The organism is Paenibacillus xylanilyticus, assembly GCF_009664365.1.
Taxonomy (GTDB): domain Bacteria; phylum Bacillota; class Bacilli; order Paenibacillales; family Paenibacillaceae; genus Paenibacillus; species Paenibacillus xylanilyticus_A.
Genome location: NZ_CP044310.1, coordinates 3,215,645 through 3,238,296 on the forward strand (window position 1 = coordinate 3,215,645; position 22,652 = coordinate 3,238,296).

Here is a 22,652-nt window from a genome sequence, read left to right on the forward strand (position 1 = left end):
CGTGTTTAGCATTGTCGAAACAGTCTATGGAAGTGAAACCGATGCGCTCCGTCGATGATTGGTTCGAGTGACGGACGTACGTCGTGAAAAAAGTGGGTTGACATGAAACCAGTTACATGGATTACGCTTGTTATATAGTTTAATTGCATACCGAATGCCTAGAGAACATGATTATCCTATTTTTCTACCCTCTTTATAAATATGCATTATAAAGTAGGCGTGAAAAGTATTATGAATTAATTTTAAACAAAGAGGGGATTGCTACATGATTAAACTTGTTGTAACTGACCTAGATGGAACGTTTCTAAACGACAAGGGATTATTCGATATTGAACTATTCAACAAAGTGCATACAGAAATGCAGAAGCAGGGAATGACCTTTGTGGCATGCACAGGAAAACAGTGTGAACGGGTAGAGAAATTGTTTGGAGAGCATGGCAAGGGAATATGGGTCCTTGGAGATAGTGCAGCCAGAATTAAGAAAGATGGGGAAGTCGTAAAAGAATTCAGCATTCAACGAGAACTTGCTTTACAAAGCATTGAATCCATACAACGTTTTGCTCCAGACATGACCCTCATAGTATGTGCAAGCGATGCAGCATATGTTCATTCTTCCATCCCAGAAGAGTTGTACAACGTGGTCAAAAGCTCTTATGAACAGGTCAAGAAGATTGACTCTTTCCACGAGATCGACAGCCGCTTTATTAAAATAACTGTATACGACACCAGAGAACGGAGTGGTGCTTTAAGGAAACATGTAGAAAAGACACTTGGCGGTCAAATCTATATTGTGGATTCAGAACCCAAGTGGCTTGATATTACAGCACTGCATACGCATAAAGGAGAGACGGTTAAAAAATTGCAGGAGCTGCTCGGCGTAACTTATGAAGAAACGATGTCCTTTGGGGACGGAGAAAATGATGTAGAGCTGATGGGTATTGCCAAATACAGCTTTGCGGTCAGCAATGCTTGTGAGAATACCAAAAAAGCAGCGCGTTATATTACAAAATCCAACGAAGAAAACGGTGTTCTCCTGACTATACAAGATTGTATGGACCTTCAAATAAACGTGAATTGAATGGGAGTTGAAAACATGACTGAGGAAGAACGGATATTAAACGGGATTTTGTTCAGTCCCAGCCATCCGGAACTAAAGGCTATCAAACTTCGTTCGCACAACTTAAGCCATCAATACAGCCAGATGTTCGAAGATCAGACAGAGGAACGTGAAGCGATTCTGACACAGCTCCTTGGTCGCATAGGCGAATCCTCCTTCATTCAAGGGCCTGTATTCTTTCATTATGGTGTTCACACAGAGATCGGTCATCATTTCTTTGCCAACTACAATCTGACGGTTCAGGACGATGCGAAGGTTACCATTGGAGACCATACCAGTTTTGGTCCTAATGTAACGATTGTTACTCCCATTCACCCGTTTATCGCTTCTGAACGGCGGCAAATGCTGAATCAGAACGGTGATCCGAAGTCTTTGTGTTACGCCAAACCCGTAATGATCGGAAACGATGTATGGCTATCTGCTAATGTAACGGTATGCGGAGGAGTTACCATCGGAGACCGTTGTGTTATTGGTGCAGGAAGTGTAGTGACGGAGGACATTCCAGCAGACTCCTTCGCAGCAGGTGTCCCCTGTAAAGTCATTCGCAAAATTACAGAGGCAGACAGCATGCGTTATAAACCGGAAGTTATGGCGGATTGCCGTGTCATCGAATAGAAATTCATTCTAAAGGGAGCAAGTGCTTGTCCATACACGGATAAGAACTGTTCCCTTTGCTGCGCACGGATCCTTTACGGGAGGGCCGAACCATCATCCTTGACCCATGAATCCTATCCATGTTAAGTTTTCTGTATCCGAAAGTTAAAACCATACGATTATAAAGGGGGATAGACTTATGACTGAATTAGAGGTTGTAGATGTTTATGTGAACCTGTCACTGGATATGAACATTGGCATGGTTCACCAAATCATGAATCGGAATTCGGAGCTTTATCTATCCACGCAACGATTTACCTGGCTTTGAGTTTCCTTTTTTGCTTGGATTCATCCGAGAGTGGATACAATAAGGGAATCATGTCATGATCATAACCTCATTTATTTAGCATTTGAATATAAATGAAAAGGATGATCCCTTATGTCAATGATAAACGTATCAAACCTGACCTTTGCCTATGACGGCAGTTACGATAATATTTTCGAAAATGTGAGTTTTCAATTGGACTCCGACTGGAAATTGGGCTTTACCGGAAGAAACGGGAGAGGGAAAACGACCTTCCTTAACCTTTTGCTTGGTAAATATGAATATAGTGGCACCATCTCAGCCCATGTTGATTTTGAGTACTTTCCTTTTCCTGTTGAGCATAAAGACGCGATGACACTTGATGTGATCAGTGACGTTTATTCAGACTATCAGCATTGGGAACTGGTACGGGAGCTAAACCTTCTGAAGGTTTCCGAAGATGTGCTGTATCGACCATTCGATTCCCTATCCAATGGAGAACAAACGAAAGTCATGCTGGCTGCCTTATTCATGAAGGAAAATCAATTCTTGCTTATTGATGAGCCCACCAATCATCTCGACATGCATGCCAGAAAGCTCGTCAGCAGCTATTTAAGCAGAAAAAGTGGTTTTATTCTTGTATCACATGATAGATCCTTCCTGGATCACAGCGTAGACCATATTCTTTCGATCAATAAAACGAACATCGAGATTCAAAAAGGCAATTTTTCCGCCTGGTGGGAGAATAAGAAGAGACAGGATCAGTATGAGCTTGCAAGCAACGAAAAGTTACAGAAAGACATTAAACGCTTATCCGACTCCGCCAAACGGACTGGTGGTTGGTCACATGAAGTCGAAAATTCCAAAAACGGGACTAGAAACTCCGGTTCGAAAGTGGATAAGGGCTACATTGGCCATAAGGCCGCCAAAATGATGAAGCGGTCCAAAAACATCGAACAACGGCAGCAATCTGCCATTCAAGAAAAGTCCAAACTTCTCAAAAATATCGAAAGTGCAGAGCGGCTGCAGATTCATCAATTGGAGTTTCACAAAAATGAAATTGTCCAATTGGACAATGTCTCAATTGCATATGGCTCCAATATCGTTTGTAAGGATATTAATTTAACGGTTGAAAAAGGAGACCGAATCGCTCTCTACGGTAAGAATGGTTCCGGTAAATCCAGCATTCTTAAATTGATTTGCGGCGAGGATATTGCCTACACAGGTCAACTTCGCAAGGATCCTCAGGTCAAAATATCGTATGTATCACAGGATACCTCGGGTCTAGCGGGAAGCTTATCCGAGTATGCAATGACACAGGGCATTGATGAAAGTCTCTTCAAATCAATATTACGCAAGCTGGATTTCTCCAGGCTTCAGCTGGATAAGGATATTTCAACGTTTAGTGCTGGACAAAAAAAGAAAGTACTGATTGCTAAAAGCCTTAGCGAGGAAGCACATTTGCACGTTTGGGATGAACCACTTAATTTTGTTGATGTCATTTCCCGCATGCAAATTGAAGACTTGCTGCTTGAGCACTCGCCAACACTTCTTTTTGTGGAACATGACAGCGAATTTTGCTCGAATATTGCCACGAGTATCATTGAGTTATGAATAGCGTGGATGTGACTCTTTAAAGCCTATACGAAATGGAAAATATTTAGGTTTCACTCACACTGCAGAATTCACAGTAAGAAAAGACGCTGCCGATACGAAGATCGGAGCGTCTTTTTTATTTTTGAAACCTATAACCTCCTCCGTCCGTTTATACCTTACACAAAATCAAATATGACATTGGAGGAGGAATACATATGTTGAAAATGAGTCTGTCATCCATTTTGAAAATTACCCTCGTTGCGGCATTATCGGTGCCTGCCATTCTATCCATTCCTGTTGGCAGCACTGCGGCAGCTAGTCCTGACATTGTATCTGGTGCACTCACCGCACCACCACCGCCGGAGGAGCATACTGTTCACTCCCTGGCAGCTCTCAAGTATATATATCAGGCAGCAGGGAACGTTTCTCCGGGAGGAGGACTGACAGCGAACGTCACTACAACAACAACAACTTACAAGGAAATGAAATCAATTCAGGTGAATTACCGGCTGGAACGCTGGACGGGCTCAAATTGGGTGACGTATCGGTCTGGTACCAAAAGTAAAACACAAACACAATCCCTGTCGGCACAGTCGAGCTGGACGGTGATCACAGGTTATTACTACCGGGTCGTTAGCACACATACGGCGAATGACGGAACGAATTCTGAAAATACAACGGATATTTCGAATAGTGTATTATTATGATTCATTGCCTCGTGCTGCCAGGGAATTTTTGTTCCTGCAGGTCATTGGCGATGGCAATCATTTCTTCCTTCGTGACCGTTCCAAACAAGCTCATATTAACCGAACCCATCATCCACTGAAAAGTATTATATGGCGGGCCGATGGATACAAATGCATCACTACCGTCAGCTAATTTGACTACACTGGTTTCACGAAGCATAGTCCCTTGAATGACCTGCCCAGGCTTAACATGGTAATAATCAAATTGAATAATTTGTTCTTCACCATTCACGCTATCACCCGTGTAGCGAACTCTCATACGATCGGATTTATAATACTCATCTGAATCGACCGGAATTTCAGGATTCACGGTAAGTTCAAATTTTATCTCTTTAAAACGCTCGGGTATAGCTCTTGACAATAAAAAGTCACCATTGAATCCCGAGCGGGCTATTTCTTCCGTTACGACGATATCATCAAACAAAATGTCTTTCTCCACGGGTTGTTTTGGCAACTCCTCAGCCTCCTCGCCAATAGCAATTGTAGGAGCTTCGTTAAGTCCCGGTTCAGGGGGGGGGAGTGTTTTGGCAGTAGAAGGATCTGCGCCAAGCTGTGCGGTGCGATCTTCAATAATGATGGATTTCATACCATTGCCCCAATCCTTGATTGACTGAACAAAAGGGGACACGGCCTGCGTTCCGGATGGCAGACTGAAAATGACGCCACCGATCGTTAGGGAGGCAGCTACCACAACAGACAATTTCAAGGTACGCATTCTTTTCTTTCTTACAGCAATCCGGGTAATTTCCTTTTGAACACGGAGCCAGGATTGATGCATCTGCTGGGAGTCAGGGGCAGGGGGAGCAGAGAGAGCCTGATCGAAAGCTTCATCAAAGGCCAGATCAAAGGCGGCATCAAAATATTCTTCTTCCTGCTCTGTATGATAGTGCTCAATATGTTTATCTGACTTGCCTTTGCTCAATGGTCCCACCCCATTCCTTATGTAATTGCTTCTTGATACTACCTCGGGCCCTGAACAAACGTTGTTTCACGATTTCTTCCGAAGTGTCCAGCAGCTCTGCCATTTCCCGATAGGACAGACCTTCTTTCCAGCGCAGCTCTATTAATACCCGGTATTCGGGTTTAAGTTGCTCCAGATAGAACTCAATAGATTCCTGCATCATTTGCGTCTCCACGGTACTCTCTACGGAAGCTGCCGTCTGATTGATCGTCTCCATATCTATAAAAACACTATCCGTATCCAGTTGGTTACGGTTATTTTTATTTTTTCTAAGATAATTAATGGCGGTATTCCGGGTGACGACCTTAAGCCAGGCTTTCAGTTTGACTTCGTTCTCGAAAGAGGGTTTGTTTTTAATAATTTTAATGAATGCTTCCTGAATGATGTCTTCTGCTGCAGCACGTTCCTTGATGATATAAACGATGAGTCCATGAACCATATTATAGTATTCGTAATACACTTCTTCCTGAAGTGAAGGGCTCAAATTATGGAAATCTGAGGCCAAGAGTAATTGGAGCCGATTGGCCATGATGTTCTCCTTTCTGGTGAACAGTCCACAAACATTGGTATCATTTCATTTTACAACATTATATGGAAACGATACAATGGGAGGTTGCTAGGACAACCTTAGAAGGTTCACGCCGAAAACCCTAAGAGGCTGCCCGACAAACCATTCATTCAGGTTTGTCAGGCAGCCTTAAGATATTGATACAGATACAGCGTGATTATTCATTGGAAAAGAAGCTTAAAATGCCCAATCTCCATTCAGGAAGACCGCTTCACGTTCTCCGCTTGCAGTAATGCCATAAATGTTGGTTTCCGGAGATCCCATCATGAAGTCTACATGCGTGATGCTGGAATTCATGCCACGAGAAGCAAGTTCTTCGGAGGACATGGTTTTTCCGCCTTCCATATTGAAGGCATAGGAACTGCCGATCGCGAGGTGACATGAGGCGTTCTCATCATACAGCGTCGTGTAATATAGAATGCCGCTCTCGGAAATCGGAGAATGGAAGGGTACAAGTGCAACCTCGCCAAGATAGTGAGATCCTTCATCCATGTTGATTAATCGTTCCAGCGTATCTTGACCTTCTTCCGCATGAAAATCAACGATTCGTCCATTCTCAAAGGTGAGAGAGAAGCGATCGATAATACTTCCGCCATAACTCAGCGGTTTGGTGCTGGACACTGTACCGTTGACGCCATGTTTGCTGGGAGCAGTAAATACTTCCTCTGTCGGAATATTAGCTACGAAGCGAGTCCCTTGTTCGTTTACACTGCCCGCTTGTGCCCAGATATGACCTTCAGGTAGTTCAACCGTCAGATCCGTTCCAGGGGAGACAAAATGAAGTGCTTTATACTTTTTGCTGTTTAGGGCAACTGCTTTATGTTCCAATCGATCAATATGCTGTTCCCAAGCTTCTACTGGATGATCCAAATCTGCTCTGACAGCGGCAAAAATGGCTTCCCAAAGCTGCTTCATCTGCTCAGCGGCAGGCAGGTCGGGGAACACTTTTGCTGCCCAGTCCGGAGAAGGGCAGGCAACACCTGTCCAGCTCATCTTGTCAGCCTGCTGATACTGTCGGTATTTGGCCATGGCTTGTCCATATGTACGCTGATGGGTCGAAATTCGTTCAGGATCAATCCCTTTGAGCAGATCTGGACTTGAAGAGAGTACGGTCAGAAAGGCAGCATTGTTCGCTGCAAGCTCTTCAAGTTCCGCAGCATGCCACTTGGGCGGCTCCTGAAATGATTCCAGCGGAGCCATCTCGAATCTTAGGCGATTGACGGTTTCATCTCCATATTTTACGATGACTTGTTTGGCCCCGGCTTCGTAGGCTTTACGAACGAGCAGGCGTACAAATTCAGCGGTATCGATCATGGCGCTGATGACCAGAATTTGACCGGGTTGTACGTTGGCCCCCACCTTGACTGCCAGCTCGGCATAACGATCCAATTTTTGTTCAAAACTTAACATGGTAGTGACCTCCGTATCTATAATTTTACCTGCTTACGCAGGAAAAGAGAGGAGTACTCTCCTCTCTTCATGTAGCGTAAAAATTAGAATGCCCAGTTACCTTGCAGGAAGATCGGTTCTTCTTTTCCTTCGGAAGTAACACCGTGAATGTTCATGTCAGCTGACCCAACCATGAAATCCACATGGGTAAGGCTGGAGTTCAGACCATTATCGATGAGTTCTTGCTTCGACATCGTTTTGCCGCCTTCCAGACAGAATGCATAGGCATTACCGATGGCCAAGTGGTTGGATGCATTTTCATCGAACAGGGTGTTATAGAACAGAATGTTCGTATCGGAAATCGGTGATTTATGGGGAACAAGAGCGACCTCACCCAGATAGTGTGCACCTTCATCCATTTCGATGAGGTTTTGCAGGGCATCATGTCCTTGCTCGGCAGTAAAATCAACAATACGTCCATTCTCGAATGTCAGAGAGAAACCATCAATCAGATTGCCACCATAGCTGAGTGGCTTGGTGCTGCGTACGGTGCCATTGACACCCGTTTTCAGCGGAGCCGTAAATACTTCCTCTGTTGGCATGTTGGCGATGAAGACATGACCCTGTTCATTCACACTGCCACCGGACACCCAGATGTGTCCTTCTGGAAGCTCAATGGTCAGATCTGTTCCAGGGGCAGTATAGTGAAGTTTCTTATATTTTTTCGTATTGAGCAGATCGGCACGGGAATCGAGGTTTTGCAAATGTGTTTTCCATTCGGAAACAGCATCCTGCTCGCCGATACGAACAGTTTTGAAAATAACATCCCATAGTCTATCCACTTGCTGCTCCGCAGGCAGATCCGGGAATACTTTGGCAGCCCATTCCGGGGAAGGTACCGCAACGATAGACCAGCTGAATTTATCAGCCATCTGATAGGCACGATATTTCTCCAGTGCTTTTCCGCGCACTTTTTGACTGGTGACGATACGTTCTTGAGCCACACCATTTAAGAGATCAGGGTTTTCCGCGATGACGTGCAGGATGGCAGCTCCTTCTTCTACGAGTTCTGTCATTTCACCCGCAAACCATTTTGGTTCGATAGAGAATGCCTCATCCGGTGCGAGATCATAATGAAGACGTGTTACGGTTTCATCACTCCAGTTTACTTTGACCAGCTTGGCACCTGTTTCATAGGCAGCCTTCACGATCTTGCGTACAAAATGTGCGGCAGTGATTGGTGCATTTACAACGAGTGTTTGTCCAGGATGGACGTTTACTCCCACTTTGACAGCTAGTTCCGCGTACTGCTGTAAATGAAGTTCAAAATTATTATTCATGCTATATTCTCCTCCTGTAATATAAGGTTTCCGTAGCTCGTTCACTGGAACATGAAGCCCTCAAATCATGTATGTAAGGATACCCCCGAGGACCTTCAATTGAATAAGGTATACGTTGCTACGATATATATTGTACAATTAACCAATAATAATTACCAAACTAGGTTTACCATAATTGTTGTAGACCTGTTACTGATGAGAGATTAAAGGAGTGTATGTTGGTGAATATCGAAATTATTCGTGCTGAGATGCGTCGGGAAGACGAGAAATCCTATATTGGAACAACCGTTTTTCGTGCAGAAGGGGAAAAGTCCATTTATGAGGTAACGTTCATGAGCAAGAACGGCAAAGATTGGGATTATAGCCTCCATTTCACGGAGCAATCCGGTGATGAAGAAGAGCTTCTGCGGATGGACGAGCTGCTCGAAAACGACGACGATGTATACGACAAGCTGCTCGACGCGGCTTTGGATGCTTATCCTGCATAATCAGAACATAGGAAGTTGTTCTATTATATGAATGAACAGACTATACTAAACGGTGTGTGCCCAAACGGGTATACATCGTCTATTTTATTAGATGAGGGGAATAGATATCCCAAAAAGGGGCAGTCTATGGATGGCAAACAGAGGGACAATCGCCTGAATGGGAGGTAACCGTGGATGACATCTGACAATCTGATCACAGCAGGAATGACGGGGCTTGAAGAAGTCGCGCATGATATCCTCAGTCTGCGTACATTATTTGTTAATGTAGTATTCATCGGTGAACCGGGAAGCAGGAACTGGATTCTAGTGGATACCGGGATGGCGGGATTTACGGATCATATTGTGCGGATCGCAGCAGAACGGTTTCAGGGACCACCGTCCGCCATCATATTGACACATGGTCATTTCGACCATGTAGGTACTGTAATAGAGCTTGAACAGTTCTGGGGTGTTCCCGTCTTTGCCCATTCACTAGAATTACCTTATTTAACGGGCCTTAAGGATTATCCACCAGCCGATCCTTCCGTAGGTGGGGGACTGATGGCAAGACTGTCATTTGCCTATCCGAACGAAGCAATTAACCTGGATGATCGTATCTTCAGCCTGCCGGAGGATCATTCGGTACCTGGTTTACCTGGATGGCGTTGGATCCATACTCCAGGACATACACCTGGGCATGTGTCGCTCTTTCGCGAGGAGGGCCGTTTCCTGATTGCGGGGGACGCCATTGTTTCGGTTAAACAGGAATCGCTATGGAGTGTACTGCTGCAGGATGAACAGATGCATGGTCCACCTGCATATTTTACGACGGACTGGGACGAGGCTCATCGATCCGTTCATGTAATCAGGAAGTTGGAGCCACGTGTCGTGGTCACGGGGCATGGACATTCGCTGACAGGTGATTTCTTGCATGATTCGCTTGAGCACCTTGATCAGGATTTTGAACAGGATGCTGTGCCGGAGCACGGCAAATATGTCGATTAAACGATATGAAATGATCAGTTGGAGGACAGCCGCGGACAGTGCAGCTGTCTTTTTTGTCATCTGATGATGAAAATGTTCTATATCACAGATTGGTATTTTGTGCCCAGTCATGATATATTCGAGCCGTATAATATAACCCTAGTATGCAGGAGGTACATATAACAATGACACAGAATTCAGCGTATGAGGAGCAATTTGGCGGAATTCCGGCGGTGTGGCTTCGATTCAATCAATTTGAGGCGGCCGTAATTCCAAGCGTGGGTGCAAATCTGGTTGCGTTTCGTGATACAGAGCGCGGTCATCGCTATCTTCGTGAACCTGATTTGAATGATATGGAAGCATTCAAGGCTGCACCAGCCGTGTACGGCATTCCCGTTCTGTCTCCACCGAATCGCTATGAAGATGGCCGCTTTCCCTGGAATGGCGAAATCTATCAATTACCTGTAAATGAACCTGCTACGGGCAACCATTTGCACGGATTTTTACACGAGGCAAATTGGAAGGTAGAAGGATATGGAACGACTGAACTGGAGAGTTATATCCTGCTGAGCCAAGAGATAAAAGAAGGACACCTTTTCCATCAATATTTGCCGTTCACGTTCACGGTAACGCTTCGTTACTCTCTTGACAGCACAGGTCTCCAGCAGCAGCTGAAGGTTCGTAATAACGGCAAAGAGCGCATGCCGAATTTGTTTGCGTTCCATACAGCCATTAATGTTGCCTTTGTACCTGACAGTGATGTGTCGGATTATACCGCCAAAATCACCATCGGTCAGCGCCGTGAGCTGAATGAACGTTCTTTGCCTACCGGCCAATTTCAACCGCTTTCACCGAATGAGGAGAAGTTAAAGGCAGAAGGGGTTAGTCCATTCTTCGAATCCATGGATAATCACTATACAGCTGAACCCCAGAATGGTCGAAATTATATGGAGCTCACGAACCATCGTACAGGAGACAAATTTGTTTATGATGTTGGAGCATCGTACAAACACTGGATGATCTGGAATAACAACACGGAAGGCGGATTCTTCTGTCCTGAACCTCAGATGAACCTGGTTAATGCACCGAATGTGCAGGGCCTACCAGCCGAAGAAATCGGATTAGTTGGACTTGAGCCTGGCGAGATCTTCGAACAAGCCAGTCGTTTGTATCCGATCTATTCATAATTTCATGAGACGATAAACGATTGCGTGTTTTGACGCACGCTTACAATTTTGTCGAAAAGGTGAAAATCTGAACGACAATCATGTATAATATGACGAGATGATTCAATTTTCTAGAAACAGAATTCATCTTTTTGGAGGAGGAAAATCAAGTGGAATACCGCATTGAAAGAGATACGCTCGGAGAGATGAAGGTACCAGCGGACAGACTATGGGGGGCGCAGACACAGCGCAGTAAGGAAAACTTCCCGATTGGTCGTGAGCATATGCCGATGGAAGTTATTCGTGCACTTGCCATTTTGAAAAAGAGTGCTGCAGCGAGCAACCATAAGCTCGGCAAGCTGTCTGCCGCCAAATCGGATGCGATTGCCTATGCAGCGGACGAGATCATTGCCGGTCGGATTGACGATCATTTCCCACTTGTCGTATGGCAGACAGGAAGCGGAACGCAGTCCAATATGAATGTGAACGAAGTCATCGCCAATCTGGGTAACCAGCTTCTTGAACAGAAGGGCAAGGAAGAGCGTTTGCATCCGAATGACGATGTGAACATGTCCCAGAGCTCCAACGATACGTTCCCGACAGCTCTACATGTTGCAGGTGTACTAGCTGTTGAAGACCAGCTCTTGCCAGCCATTGCTGTACTCAAATCTACCTTTGCAGACAAATCCGAAGCTTTCAAGGATATTATCAAGATCGGACGTACCCACCTGCAGGATGCTACTCCTATCACACTCGGACAGGAGATCAGCGGCTGGGAAGCGATGCTGGACAAGAGTGAGCGCATGATTCGTGATAGTGTTCAATATATGAAAGAACTGGCCATTGGTGGGACCGCTGTAGGTACAGGCATCAATGCTCATCCTGACTTTGGCGATTATACCGCCAAGGAGATCGGCAAACATACAGGTAAGGATTTTGTATCGGCACCAAACAAATTCCACGCACTTACAAGTCATGATGAAGTCGTTTACGCCCACGGCGCTGTTAAAGCGCTTGCAGCTGATCTGATGAAAATTGCCAATGACGTGCGCTGGCTTGCAAGTGGTCCGCGCAGTGGACTCGGAGAGATCCGCATTCCGGAGAATGAACCGGGCAGCTCCATCATGCCGGGCAAAGTGAATCCAACCCAGAGCGAAGCACTGACAATGGTTGTAACGCAAGTAATGGGGAACGATGCTGCGATCGGATTCGCGGCAAGTCAGGGTAACTTTGAGTTGAATGTATTCAAACCGGTCATTATTTATAACTTCCTGCAATCCGTACAACTGCTTGCGGACTCAATCATTGCCTTTAACGATAAATGCGCAGTGGGTATTGAACCTAATCTGGGTCAAATCGAACATAATCTGAACAACTCGCTTATGTTGGTGACTGCTCTTAATCCGCATATTGGATACGAGAATGCAGCCAAGATTGCGAAGCTGGCTCACAAAGAAGGATTATCTCTGAAGGAGGCTGCTCTGCAGACCGGGTTGCTTACCGAAGAGCAGTTCGATCAGTATGTGGATCCTGCGAAAATGATTGCTCCAAAAGCTTAAGTTTTTTTATAGTAAAAAACACGTGAGGAAGAAACGACCCGCTTAAAGCTGGTCGTTTTTTCTTGTTAAGAATACATCTCAACCTTCTTGACTATGTCTGAATTTGTCAGAGCTTACAACCCCAGAGTGTCCAGACTGAATCAAATGACCAAAAATGCATTTAACCCCATAATGACAACCTTGAGTTATGTCAATGTCGAAATATGACTTGGATGGATATAATGCTTGTCAGACTTCCTGTATCCATATAAACTACATAAGCAGATCAAAATTGTTGTGCGGTGAATTGATTGATTCCATTGGAGGTTTCCGCGTTGTCGAAGAAGAGAAGGTTTACGATACGCTCCAAAATTTTGTTGGGCTATCTCGTTGTTGTATTGTTATTTGGAGCTGCCTTGCTGGTTCTATCGGCTCAGATTAATGAATTGCAAAAAGAAAACGATTTTATAAGCCATCATGACCTCGAAGTACACAACCTGACCAATGCCATTGAGAAGGATGTACTTGATATGGAGACCGGACAGCGAGGATTCATGCTAACAGGAAAAGACAGCTACCTGGAGCCCTACAATCAAGCACTCTCGGAGTGGAATTCGAATTATGACCAGCTATACGGACTCATCAGTGATAACCCATCCCAGCAGCAGAGATTGCAAACGATCAAAACGCATATTCTACGCTGGATTGAGGTTGCAGCAGAACCTTCCATTGCATTGAAAAATCAGGGTGATCAGGAGCAAGTAGTTACGTTTTTCCAATCCGATCCGGGTAAAAACGAAATCGATTTGCTCCGTTCACAGCTTACAGGCTTCCGTAATACAGAAATTGCTTTGACGGAAGCACGAGTAACCAGTCTTGCCGAACGCAGTTCCACCCTGCTTACGATCATGTATACCCTATGGGCTGCTATTGCAGCATTTTCAATCGGAGCAGCGATCATGGTCTCTGGTAATATTGTCAAAACGCTGCGTGACGTAAGACAAACGATTCGAGATATTTCCCAGGGCGGCAACTTGGCAGAACGGATTCAAGTGCGAACGGAGGATGAAGTGGGTGACCTCGGGCGGGAGACTAACAACCTGCTCGATAAAGTGCAGGAGCAGAATCGCGTGAAGGACCAGCTTACAAGTATCGCTACACTCCTGCAGAACCCGACTAATCTGGAGGGCTTGTCACGTCTGTTCCTGAATGAGCTTGCCATTCTGCTGGAGATTCCCTACAGTGTACTGTACTATTGGAAGGATAATCGGCTCTTGCGCGTAGCTGCTTATGCAGCAGATGGGGACAAAGAGCACTCCATTGGCAAAGTATCCCTTGCACCGGGCGAAGGACTCGTGGGTCAAAGTGCGGTGGAGAAACGGATACTGCGTATGAATGACTTGCCACAGAACTATATTCGAATCTCATCGGGACTAGGCCATGCTTCTGCAACATCTCTTACAGTCGTGCCTGTGATCTTCGAAGGCCGAACAATTGCGGTCATCGAGCTGGCTTCATTAAAGCCGTTGCTGGAGAACGAACTCGAACAGCTTCATGAATTAGTTGAAATATTCAGTGTCTCTCTACACTCCACGGCGACACGCATGGAACTGCAGCAGTTATATGATGAATCCCAGGTACTGAACGAGGAGCTCCAAGCTCAATCGGAGAAGCTTCAGCTGCAAACCGAGGAAATGCTGTCACAAACCGAAGAACTGCAGATGCAAACCGAAGAGCTGCATATGCTGAACGAGCGTCTTGAATTGCAAAAACATGCAGCAGAAACGTCAGCGAGCGAGCTTGCGAGTGTAGCAGACCAGCTGCGAACAAGTTCGGGATACAAATCTGAATTTTTGGCTAATATGTCACATGAATTACGCACTCCACTGAATAGTATGCTTATCCTGTCCGAGATTTTGGCTGAAAACAAACATGAGAACTTGAGCAGCGAAGAACAAAAATACGCATCGGTAATTCATACTTCAGGCAAAGATTTGCTTAATCTGATCAATGACATTTTGGATCTGTCCAAAGTGGAGGCAGGGGAGATGGACATTGATCTTGGCGAAGTTTATCTCGGCGTTCTGCCGGAGACGATGAATCAGTATTTCTTAAAAACCGCGGAGCAGAAAGGAATCGACTTCCGGATTCAGATGCAAAGCCATTTACCGGAAACGATCGTCACGGATGAGATGCGCTTGCATCAGATTCTAAGAAACCTGCTCTCTAACGCATTTAAGTTTACACACGAAGGCGAAGTTGCTCTGACGATTTCCCGAATGAATCTGGCAAGCCCGGAAGCTGGTGGCCCAGAGACGGATGTTATTGCCTTTTCGGTCAGTGATACGGGGATCGGCATCGCGGAAGATAAGCTGCTGCAGATCTTTGATGCATTTAAACAAGCGGATGGTGCAACTGCAAGGAAATACGGTGGAACCGGACTTGGCTTGTCCATTTCCCAATCTCTTGCGACTTTGCTCGGGGGTTCCATATCGGCGACCAGTCGCGAAGGACAGGGCAGTGTATTTACTCTTTTCTTGCCATTGAGACCAGAGGAGCCTGAGACAAAGAATAACTCACGACTATTCTTGAACGAAGTAGCTACAACGATTCCCATCGTGGAATCTCTATCTAATCCATCAAAGGATAAGATTCTGCTGACACCTCTGGAAGAATCGTTATTAAGAGGGCGCCAAGTTTTTGTCGTAGATGATGATATTCGTAACGTATATGCCCTTGCGAATGCCCTTGAACAGTATGGCATGCATATCATTACCGCGCAGAACGGGTATGAATGTCTGGAGATGCTGGAACGCGGGGAAGCCAATCCCGATATCGTTTTGATGGATATCATGATGCCGGAACTGGATGGTTACGATACGACACGTCAGATTCGGGAGCGATTGAAGCTTACCCAGCTGCCGATCATTGCATTAACGGCTAAAGCCATGAAAGAAGATCGAGATAAATGTATTGCAGCAGGTGCCTCGGACTATATTAGCAAGCCGCTGAATATCAAAGAGGTCATATCCCGAATGAAATTGTGGCTTAGTCCGGAAAAACTAGAGATTTAAGTTTAAGAACTTATTTACCACATATCAATCATTTCATTCACCCCTTATAAAACCAATGATACATTAACAAGCGTATGCTTAAATGTTGTCATTGGTTTTATTTTTGCCATGTAAGCTATGAAACCAAATTTGATGTTATAATACTTAACAAATAGTTTGATTCCGATAAAGTGAATGGGTCGCGGACCATGGGTAAGAGCTTTTCATTTCCACTATAAGAGAAAAATATAACTTCATGAGTTATATATATGGGAGGTCGTGTCTATGCAGCTTACGGTTAAAGAGGCGTTGCAAGTATATCCATTGTCTGAGGCCAGACTCGTTGCCGGCGGGGAGGGGACTTCACGGATGATGAAATCCGTTAACGTCATGGACGCCCCGGATATCGCGGATTGGATTAAATCCGGAGAGTTGTTATTCACAACCGCATTTATCATGAAAGACAATGAAACAGATGCCCTTCGATTAATGCGCAGACTAAATGACCGCGGATGTGCAGGACTCGGCATTAAACTCGGACGTTTCTGGCAGTCCATTCCCCAAGGGATCATAGAAGAGGCAGACCGTTTGCGTTTGCCACTGCTGGAATTGCCATTCCAGTTCACGTTTTCGGACCAAATGAATGCTCTGTTCAAGGCCGAACATGAGCGAAGTCACCGGCTGCTGCATGAAGTTGTACAGAAACAAAAAAAGCTGATGCATTTTGCATTACAACAACAGCAGCATCGAAATGTATTTGCCGAGCTTGCGACCGTATTAAACTACCCGCTTGCAGTTATAGGCTCTAGGGGACATGTGCTCTATGGTAGTGAGACGATTGCCGGAGATGCACTGGTACAGGGGTGGCCATGGAAATCTGTTATGCATCGCGTGAAATGGAATCAGGGCAGTTGTCATCGGGTTCCCATCAAACAAAATGATGAAGAGTATGGGTTCCTGCTCGTGTTCACAGATTCAGCACTCTCCCTGCGTGCAGAGGAAGAATTATTTCAGCAGGCTGCGGACGTACTGGCATTTTATATGGATATGACCTATCGTGAACACATTAATCCGACCGTTCAGGATGAGATGCGTACACTGTTAACCCAATACCTCGATAACAAAATGACGGTGGAGGAGTTGACCAGACTCAGTGAGAATAAAGGCGTTCATCTGTTCCAGGGTACTTATCAATGCGTGCTCATTACGCTGGAGCCTTCAGTTTTCGCCGAGGGGAAGCTGCTGAAGCAAATTCATCGTGAACTGCAATATAATCCACTGATGCAATTTACGGCGTCGCAGCATTTTCAGATGGAAGATGGCATTCTGTCGATATATACATGCCCGACAGGGCGCGATTATGGGGAGGAACTATCGAGTTTTCTACTCAGTCGCTTCGCGGATGTATTATCTGCTCAGGAGGCAAAAGGAGCATCTGTGCCGAGATTCTGGATTAGCAAAATGAAACATGAGCCCAAATCATTACGTGAAGCTTATCAGGAATGCCTGGATACCCGGCAGCTGGCACGCCGCTTTGGAATGAAGGATCGCGCACTCCAGTTTGAGATGTTGGAGTTTGCCTACGTGTTCCAACATGTACCGGATAACATCATGGAGAATTACTGTAATAAAGTATTGGAACCTCTGCTGGCTAGAGATGGGGACCCTAATCACATATTGATGAACACACTCGAATCTTTCATTGAGAATGATGGACTGATCAACGAAGCTGCGAAGCAGCTGTTTGTTCACCGCAACACCATTACGTACCGCATGGAGAAAATTGGAAGTCTGCTGCAGATGGACTTTAAAAAAACGAATGACTTGTTAAAGTTAAAACTGGTATTTACGTTCCGTAAATTTGGCCGGGATAAAAGAACCGAAAGACCATAAGGATGCATTAGACAGAGAGTGAACAGATCGCATATAGAAATGCACCACTCGAACAAATCCAGAGCTGCCGACTTTTGTGCTTCATAACTATCATCATAATTTAGATCGCAAACCGTACGCCCCTTATCTGGCGTACGGTTTTTTAGATTATGTGACATGGAGACCCTTAATTCCTGTGCACAGATAACAGTTCATGAATATGATGTTATGTTATATTACAAAATTGCGTAAATATTATTGCTGCATCCAGCCCTGAACCTTAGAATGAAGAACAACAATTCACAGAAGACCGGAGGTTCTGACATGAGCGATTTTATGAAACTCGTTAACAGCTGGTCTGTCACACAGTTCGTGCATACCTTTGGTGGCTTATTTGAGGAATCACCATGGGTGGCTGAACGTACCTGGACTTTGCGACCCTTTAATTCATTAGAACACATGATGAATATCATGAAACATGTTGTTGAAACGTCTGACGACGACGTCATCCTGCAGCTGCTGCGCAACCATCCCGATCTCGGCGCAAGAATCAGCATGAGCAGCAATTCCGTGAAGGAACAAGCTGGTGCTGGACTGGATTCTCTCTCCCCTGAAATGTATGACGAATTGAATCAATTAAACAAGGAATATACAAGCCGATTCGGCTTTCCATTCATATTGGCGGTAAAAGGTCATACCGCTCAGTCCATTCTCGAATCGATGCGTCAGCGTCGCTCGCGAAATAGGGATGAAGAATTTCAAACGGCTTTAAATGAAGTATTCAAAATTGCAGCTATCCGTCTGGAGAAGTGGCTGGTCCAAATTGGGCATGAACATGAAATTGAACCGAAGCCTGCTGTGGTGCCGAAACGAACGATGTATTACGGCAAAGGTGACGTGTGGTTGTATCGCTCCTATGCCAAACCTCTAACCGGGATCGGATCAATACCGGAATCGCCGTTTACCGGCAGAAGCAATGTTCTCTTCGGCATGAATATTAAGATAGCTGTACAAGGGGATGCATTCTTGCCTTCGTTTACGGAAGGGGATAATTCCAGCATCGTGGCCACGGATTCCATGAAGAATTTTATTCTCAAGCACGCTGCGAGTTATACCGGTGCTACCGTTGAGGGATTTCTTGCGTATGTGAGTCAGCTCTTTCTTGAGACATATCCTCAAATGATGAAAGTTCAGATGACAGCGGATCAGATCCCTTTTGAAGATGTACCCATTGGTGCCGATGGAAGTTATCGATCAAGCACGATGGTATTCCGGTATTCGCAAAATGATCGGGGTACGGCTGCAATAGAGGCAGAACGCAACGGTGATCAAATTGAATGGAGTAACCATTTCAGTGGTCTGGCTGATCTGCGACTGATCAAGGTCAAGGGGAGTGAATTTGCAGGTTTTATTAAGGATGAATATACTTCACTGCCTGAGACAAGAGATCGTCCCCTGTTCATTTTTCTGGATATCAATTGGCGGTACCACGACCCAAGAGATGGAATGGACGATACGCGCGGACGTTATGTGGCCGCTGAACAAGTGAGTGATATTGCTGCTGCCGTGTTCCACGAATGCCGTTCTGCATCCATTCAACATTTGTTGTATCAGATCGGACTCCGTGTATTGAAGCGTTTCGGGCAATTGAGTGAAGTATCGTTTGAATCCAACAATCGGACATGGGATACCGTGCTGGAAGAAGTGGCTGAAGGAGAAGGCAAAGTGTATACCGAGCCAAGGCCACCATACGGGTTTCAAGGTTTTTCAATGACCAGGGAAGATCTTGAAGCAGAGGACAATGATTCGAAGAGAGAAGGTAGATCGTAATGGCAGAGGCTGGAGGACGCATAACAACACACGTACTGGATACATCCAAAGGAGTACCAGCCGAGGGAGTTCGGATCGCATTGCATCTTGTCCAAACGGATGGAGAATCGGAGTCCAGGATAAAAGTTACCGAATCGGTGACCAACGGCGATGGGCGTTTGGATGCACCCTTACTGGCCGGGGGCCGTCTGGAGCAAGGCATTTATGAGCTTCATTTTGACGTCGAAAAGTACTATGCAGCTCGTTCACCTGAACAATCGGTGCAAGCATTGTGGACGGTTGTACCCATTCGTTTTGCCGTATCCGATACGGAAAGTCATTATCACATTCCTTTACTAATCGCTCCAGGAGGTTACAGTACATACCGCGGAAGCTGAAGAATTTAGAACACAGGTTCTGACACAGGGAGGGCATCCAAATGGCAAATTTTGATTCGATCATCCGGGGAGCCCGGGTCGTTTTAAAAGATCGTGTACAGCAGCTGGACATTGGTATCCAAGATGGGAAAATCACAGCTTTATCCTCTAGCCTGAAGGTTGAGGAAGGAACTGAGGTAGTCGAAGCAGCCGGTTTCACCGTTATGCCTGGTGTAGTGGATATCCATGTTCATTTTAATGAACCGGGGCTGGCCAGTTGGGAAGGATTCCGTTCGGGATCGGCTGCGCTTGCTGCAGGAGGAATTACCACTTATGTTGATATGCCGCTTAACGGAGTCCCGCCGACGACGAGTCCGGAAGCTTGGGATATGAAAAAGCAAGCTGCCCAGGATCGCTCCTATGTCGATTATGCATTCTGGGGAGGGTTAGTTCCGGGTAATCGGCAGCAGCTAATGAACTTAGCTGAGTCCGGTGCAGCCGGATTCAAGGCATTTATGTCGGAGCCGGGCGGAGAAGGAGAAGACATCTTTGCGAGAGCCGATGAGCAAACGCTTATGGACGGAATGCACGAGATAGCTAGACTCAATCGTGTACTTGCCCTTCATGCCGAAGATGAAGAAATGGTTGCGCAGCTTGGCGCGAGAAGCATTGCCGAAGGAAAGACAGGGCCAATGGATTATGTGAAATCCCGTCCTGCAGAAGCAGAAGTCTTGGCCGTCACCAGGGCGCTTCAATATGGAGAACAAACCGGCTGTCCGCTGCATTTCGTGCACATCAGTACAAGAGAAGCGTTAGAACGAATTGCGGAAGCCAAGGGGCGCGGTCAGGACGTCACCTCTGAAACTTGCCCGCATTACCTGACGCTCACAGAACAGGATGTAGTTCGGTTGGGCGCTGTCGCGAAGTGTGCTCCACCTCTCCGCAGCAGCGCCGAACAAGAGCAATTATGGGATGCGCTGGCGTCCGGGCTTATTGACGTCATCGCATCCGATCATTCACCGTGCCCGCCATCCATGAAACAGTCGGACAATTTTTTTGAAATATGGGGCGGCATTTCCGGTGCGCAGAGCACGCTGCTGATCATGCTGGATGAAGGTCATCTTCGCCGCAGTCTAAGCTTGCCTTTACTCGGAAGGGTTCTCGCTTTGCAGCCGGCCAGAAGGCTTGGGCTTGAGAATAAAGGAGAAATTGCGATCGGTAAAGACGCGGACCTCGTGCTTATTGATTGGAATACCAGTACCACATTAAACGTGGACGATTTGCTATATACGCATAAACAGAGTCCGTATATCGGACGTACATTTGCATGTGCCGTAGCCGAAGTGTACTGCCGAGGGATCAAAGTATATGGCGCAAAGGAAGGCCTATCCGCTAATCCAGCAGGTCAGTTTATTGCTGCTGGCTCGTATGGGAAAAATGGCACGCGCGGAACGGAGGAGTATCATGACAGAGTTTGAAACGTTCATGGGTTCCGAGACGGAAGAGCCGATTCTTCCCTTGCCGCAGCTGGAAGAAGTGAAGCTTCAAGACATGCTGGATTGGCTGTCCACATTCGGAGCTGATGCCAAAGGCGGCGTAACTCGCCTGCTGTATGACAAAGCCTGGTGCGAGGCACAGCATGCCCTGGCTGCACGGATGGAGCAAATGGGACTGCTTCCCGAATTCGATCAGTCCGGCAATCTATATGGCACGTTACGAGCTGCAGATTCTGCAGCAGGAGCTGAGCAGCTTCCCATTGTGACCGGATCACACATTGATTCTGTCGTTTACGGTGGAAGGTACGACGGTGCCTACGGTGTAGCAGCAGGAGTTCTTGCTCTGGAGTACTTACGAAGGCATTTCGGTACGCCGAAACGTACGCTGCAGGTGGTTTCGCTATGCGAAGAAGAGGGAAGCCGATTTCCATTTGCCTATTGGGGATCACGAAGCATTACGGGGATCACCTCTCTTGAAGACATTCAACATTTGACGGATAAGGATGGAATACCTTTTTCACAAGCGATTCGGGAAGCCGGATTCGGGTCAGACAGCGGCTACAGACCAGCTGCTCAAAAGTATGGTGCCTTTATTGAACTTCATATCGAACAGGGTCAGGTGCTTGAGCGACTTGGTCATTCGATTGGAATTGTATCCGATATCGTTGGTCAGAAGCGATTGAGCATTTCGATTAGTGGCGAAGCGAATCATGCGGGTACAACGCCTATGTCATGGCGGAAGGATGCACTGGCAGGTGCTGCCGAGATGATTACGGCGGTTAGAACGATTGCTATGGCTGCAGGTGAACCCCTTGTGGCAACGGTTGGCCGGATCACTGCTGAACCTGGTGTTGGTAACGTGGTCGCGGCACATGCCGAATTCTCGCTTGATATAAGGCATATCCGGCAGGAGAGTATAGATCAGTGCTGGCATGACATGCTTCAGGCATTTCTTAAGATTGCATCCAAACTGCAGCTTGAATTGAACTGGGAAGAACACTTGTCGGTTGCCCCCATTCCAATGAACGAACAGATCACAGCGGATATTCAAAATATTTGCAAACAGGAGCAGCTGTCCTATATGCATATGCCCAGCGGAGCTGGCCATGATTCACAGATTTTTCAGCCAGCCTGCCCGACAGCGATGATTTTTGTACCAAGTCAGGGCGGGATCAGTCACAGTCCCCTTGAATTCACAGCTGAGGAGGACCTGATGCGAGGATTTCAGGTTCTCGTTCAGCTACTTTATAAATACGGTTACGGGAGTTGATTGAC

General features: G+C 46.1%; 19 protein-coding genes. 15 read left to right on the plus strand and 4 right to left on the minus strand.

Annotated features, from left to right (window positions below; translation table 11 throughout):
* Positions 1–265: 265 nt before the first annotated feature.
* From F4V51_RS14405 to F4V51_RS14420, 5 genes are all read left to right on the plus strand, one after another.
* On the plus strand, positions 266–1,078 hold the full coding sequence (locus tag F4V51_RS14405; RefSeq protein ID WP_153978510.1) for a Cof-type HAD-IIB family hydrolase: 813 nt from the start codon (positions 266–268) through the stop codon (positions 1,076–1,078).
* A 15-nt stretch (positions 1,079–1,093) separates the two neighbouring features.
* Entirely contained in the window at positions 1,094–1,732 is a 639-nt protein-coding gene (locus tag F4V51_RS14410; RefSeq protein ID WP_153978511.1) for a sugar O-acetyltransferase, read from the plus strand.
* 178 nt (positions 1,733–1,910) lie between these two features.
* Complete coding sequence (locus F4V51_RS29270; protein ID WP_255247820.1) at positions 1,911–2,039, plus strand: hypothetical protein; 129 nt, start codon at positions 1,911–1,913, stop codon at positions 2,037–2,039.
* A 111-nt stretch (positions 2,040–2,150) separates the two neighbouring features.
* The gene (locus F4V51_RS14415) at positions 2,151–3,629 is read left to right on the plus strand and encodes an Lsa family ABC-F type ribosomal protection protein (protein ID WP_153978512.1); all 1,479 of its coding nucleotides are present in this window, start codon (positions 2,151–2,153) and stop codon (positions 3,627–3,629) included.
* A gap of 197 nt (positions 3,630–3,826) precedes the next feature.
* Positions 3,827–4,318, plus strand: coding sequence for a hypothetical protein (locus F4V51_RS14420; protein ID WP_153978513.1), 492 nt, complete (start codon positions 3,827–3,829; stop codon positions 4,316–4,318).
* A gap of 1 nt (position 4,319) precedes the next feature.
* Here the strand turns inward: F4V51_RS14420 and F4V51_RS14425 are convergent, their stop codons facing one another.
* The 4 genes from F4V51_RS14425 to F4V51_RS14440 all read right to left on the minus strand — a co-directional run bounded on the left by F4V51_RS14425 (position 4,320) and on the right by F4V51_RS14440 (position 8,615).
* Positions 4,320–5,279, minus strand: a complete 960-nt coding sequence (locus tag F4V51_RS14425; RefSeq protein WP_153978514.1) for a hypothetical protein — start codon at positions 5,277–5,279, stop codon at positions 4,320–4,322.
* Positions 5,257–5,847, minus strand: coding sequence for an RNA polymerase sigma factor (locus F4V51_RS14430; protein WP_095287110.1), 591 nt, complete (start codon positions 5,845–5,847; stop codon positions 5,257–5,259). Before F4V51_RS14430 ends, F4V51_RS14425 begins: the two co-directional genes overlap by 23 nt.
* 216 nt (positions 5,848–6,063) lie before the next feature.
* Complete coding sequence (locus tag F4V51_RS14435; RefSeq protein ID WP_095358025.1) at positions 6,064–7,296, minus strand: aminopeptidase; 1,233 nt, start codon at positions 7,294–7,296, stop codon at positions 6,064–6,066.
* Positions 7,297–7,379: 83 nt separating this feature from the next.
* Positions 7,380–8,615: an aminopeptidase gene (locus tag F4V51_RS14440; protein ID WP_095358024.1), complete on the minus strand. Its 1,236-nt coding sequence runs from the start codon at positions 8,613–8,615 to the stop codon at positions 7,380–7,382.
* A 215-nt stretch (positions 8,616–8,830) separates the two neighbouring features.
* Here F4V51_RS14440 and F4V51_RS14445 point away from each other — a divergent pair, with 215 nt between their 5' ends.
* The 10 genes from F4V51_RS14445 to F4V51_RS14490 all read left to right on the plus strand — a co-directional run bounded on the left by F4V51_RS14445 (position 8,831) and on the right by F4V51_RS14490 (position 22,647).
* Positions 8,831–9,103, plus strand: a complete 273-nt coding sequence (locus tag F4V51_RS14445) for a hypothetical protein (protein ID WP_227779441.1) — start codon at positions 8,831–8,833, stop codon at positions 9,101–9,103.
* A 174-nt stretch (positions 9,104–9,277) separates the two neighbouring features.
* Positions 9,278–10,087 carry an MBL fold metallo-hydrolase gene (locus F4V51_RS14450; protein ID WP_153978515.1) on the plus strand — a complete coding sequence of 270 codons (810 nt, stop codon included), beginning with the start codon at positions 9,278–9,280 and terminating at the stop codon, positions 10,085–10,087.
* Positions 10,088–10,251: 164 nt separating this feature from the next.
* Positions 10,252–11,253: an aldose 1-epimerase gene (locus F4V51_RS14455; protein WP_153978516.1), complete on the plus strand. Its 1,002-nt coding sequence runs from the start codon at positions 10,252–10,254 to the stop codon at positions 11,251–11,253.
* A gap of 149 nt (positions 11,254–11,402) precedes the next feature.
* On the plus strand, positions 11,403–12,791 hold the full coding sequence (fumC, locus tag F4V51_RS14460; RefSeq protein WP_095358020.1) for a class II fumarate hydratase: 1,389 nt from the start codon (positions 11,403–11,405) through the stop codon (positions 12,789–12,791).
* A gap of 314 nt (positions 12,792–13,105) precedes the next feature.
* Positions 13,106–15,844 (plus strand): CHASE3 domain-containing protein, encoded by a 2,739-nt coding sequence (locus tag F4V51_RS14465; protein ID WP_153978517.1) that lies wholly within the window; start codon positions 13,106–13,108, stop codon positions 15,842–15,844.
* A gap of 264 nt (positions 15,845–16,108) precedes the next feature.
* On the plus strand, positions 16,109–17,716 hold the full coding sequence (locus F4V51_RS14470; RefSeq protein ID WP_153978518.1) for a PucR family transcriptional regulator: 1,608 nt from the start codon (positions 16,109–16,111) through the stop codon (positions 17,714–17,716).
* 303 nt (positions 17,717–18,019) lie between these two features.
* The gene (pucL, locus tag F4V51_RS14475) at positions 18,020–19,525 is read left to right on the plus strand and encodes a factor-independent urate hydroxylase (RefSeq protein WP_153978519.1); all 1,506 of its coding nucleotides are present in this window, start codon (positions 18,020–18,022) and stop codon (positions 19,523–19,525) included.
* The gene (gene uraH / locus F4V51_RS14480; protein ID WP_153978520.1) at positions 19,525–19,902 is read left to right on the plus strand and encodes a hydroxyisourate hydrolase; all 378 of its coding nucleotides are present in this window, start codon (positions 19,525–19,527) and stop codon (positions 19,900–19,902) included. Before pucL ends, uraH begins: the two co-directional genes overlap by 1 nt.
* A gap of 41 nt (positions 19,903–19,943) precedes the next feature.
* Positions 19,944–21,359 (plus strand): allantoinase AllB, encoded by a 1,416-nt coding sequence (allB, locus tag F4V51_RS14485; RefSeq protein ID WP_153978521.1) that lies wholly within the window; start codon positions 19,944–19,946, stop codon positions 21,357–21,359.
* Positions 21,346–22,647 carry a Zn-dependent hydrolase gene (locus F4V51_RS14490; RefSeq protein ID WP_236146553.1) on the plus strand — a complete coding sequence of 434 codons (1,302 nt, stop codon included), beginning with the start codon at positions 21,346–21,348 and terminating at the stop codon, positions 22,645–22,647. Before allB ends, F4V51_RS14490 begins: the two co-directional genes overlap by 14 nt.
* Positions 22,648–22,652 lie beyond the last annotated feature (5 nt).

Excerpts from the sequence above, each read along its gene's own strand:
- F4V51_RS14470 (WP_153978518.1), top strand. The coding sequence starts at position 16,109 with ATGCAGCTTACGGTTAAAGAGGCGTTGCAAGTATATCCATTGTCTGAG.
- F4V51_RS14405 (WP_153978510.1), top strand. The coding sequence starts at position 266 with ATGATTAAACTTGTTGTAACTGACCTAGATGGAACGTTTCTAAACGAC.
- F4V51_RS14445 (WP_227779441.1), top strand. The coding sequence starts at position 8,831 with ATGTTGGTGAATATCGAAATTATTCGTGCTGAGATGCGTCGGGAAGAC.
- F4V51_RS14430 (WP_095287110.1), bottom strand. The coding sequence starts at position 5,847 with ATGGCCAATCGGCTCCAATTACTCTTGGCCTCAGATTTCCATAATTTG.
- F4V51_RS14455 (WP_153978516.1), top strand. The coding sequence starts at position 10,252 with ATGACACAGAATTCAGCGTATGAGGAGCAATTTGGCGGAATTCCGGCG.
- F4V51_RS29270 (WP_255247820.1), top strand. The coding sequence starts at position 1,911 with ATGACTGAATTAGAGGTTGTAGATGTTTATGTGAACCTGTCACTGGAT.
- F4V51_RS14450 (WP_153978515.1), top strand. The coding sequence starts at position 9,278 with ATGACATCTGACAATCTGATCACAGCAGGAATGACGGGGCTTGAAGAA.
- allB (WP_153978521.1), top strand. The coding sequence starts at position 19,944 with ATGGCAAATTTTGATTCGATCATCCGGGGAGCCCGGGTCGTTTTAAAA.
- F4V51_RS14410 (WP_153978511.1), top strand. The coding sequence starts at position 1,094 with ATGACTGAGGAAGAACGGATATTAAACGGGATTTTGTTCAGTCCCAGC.
- pucL (WP_153978519.1), top strand. The coding sequence starts at position 18,020 with ATGAGCGATTTTATGAAACTCGTTAACAGCTGGTCTGTCACACAGTTC.
- F4V51_RS14440 (WP_095358024.1), bottom strand. The coding sequence starts at position 8,615 with ATGAATAATAATTTTGAACTTCATTTACAGCAGTACGCGGAACTAGCT.
- F4V51_RS14435 (WP_095358025.1), bottom strand. The coding sequence starts at position 7,296 with ATGTTAAGTTTTGAACAAAAATTGGATCGTTATGCCGAGCTGGCAGTC.
- uraH (WP_153978520.1), top strand. The coding sequence starts at position 19,525 with ATGGCAGAGGCTGGAGGACGCATAACAACACACGTACTGGATACATCC.
- F4V51_RS14420 (WP_153978513.1), top strand. The coding sequence starts at position 3,827 with ATGTTGAAAATGAGTCTGTCATCCATTTTGAAAATTACCCTCGTTGCG.
- F4V51_RS14415 (WP_153978512.1), top strand. The coding sequence starts at position 2,151 with ATGTCAATGATAAACGTATCAAACCTGACCTTTGCCTATGACGGCAGT.
- F4V51_RS14490 (WP_236146553.1), top strand. The coding sequence starts at position 21,346 with ATGACAGAGTTTGAAACGTTCATGGGTTCCGAGACGGAAGAGCCGATT.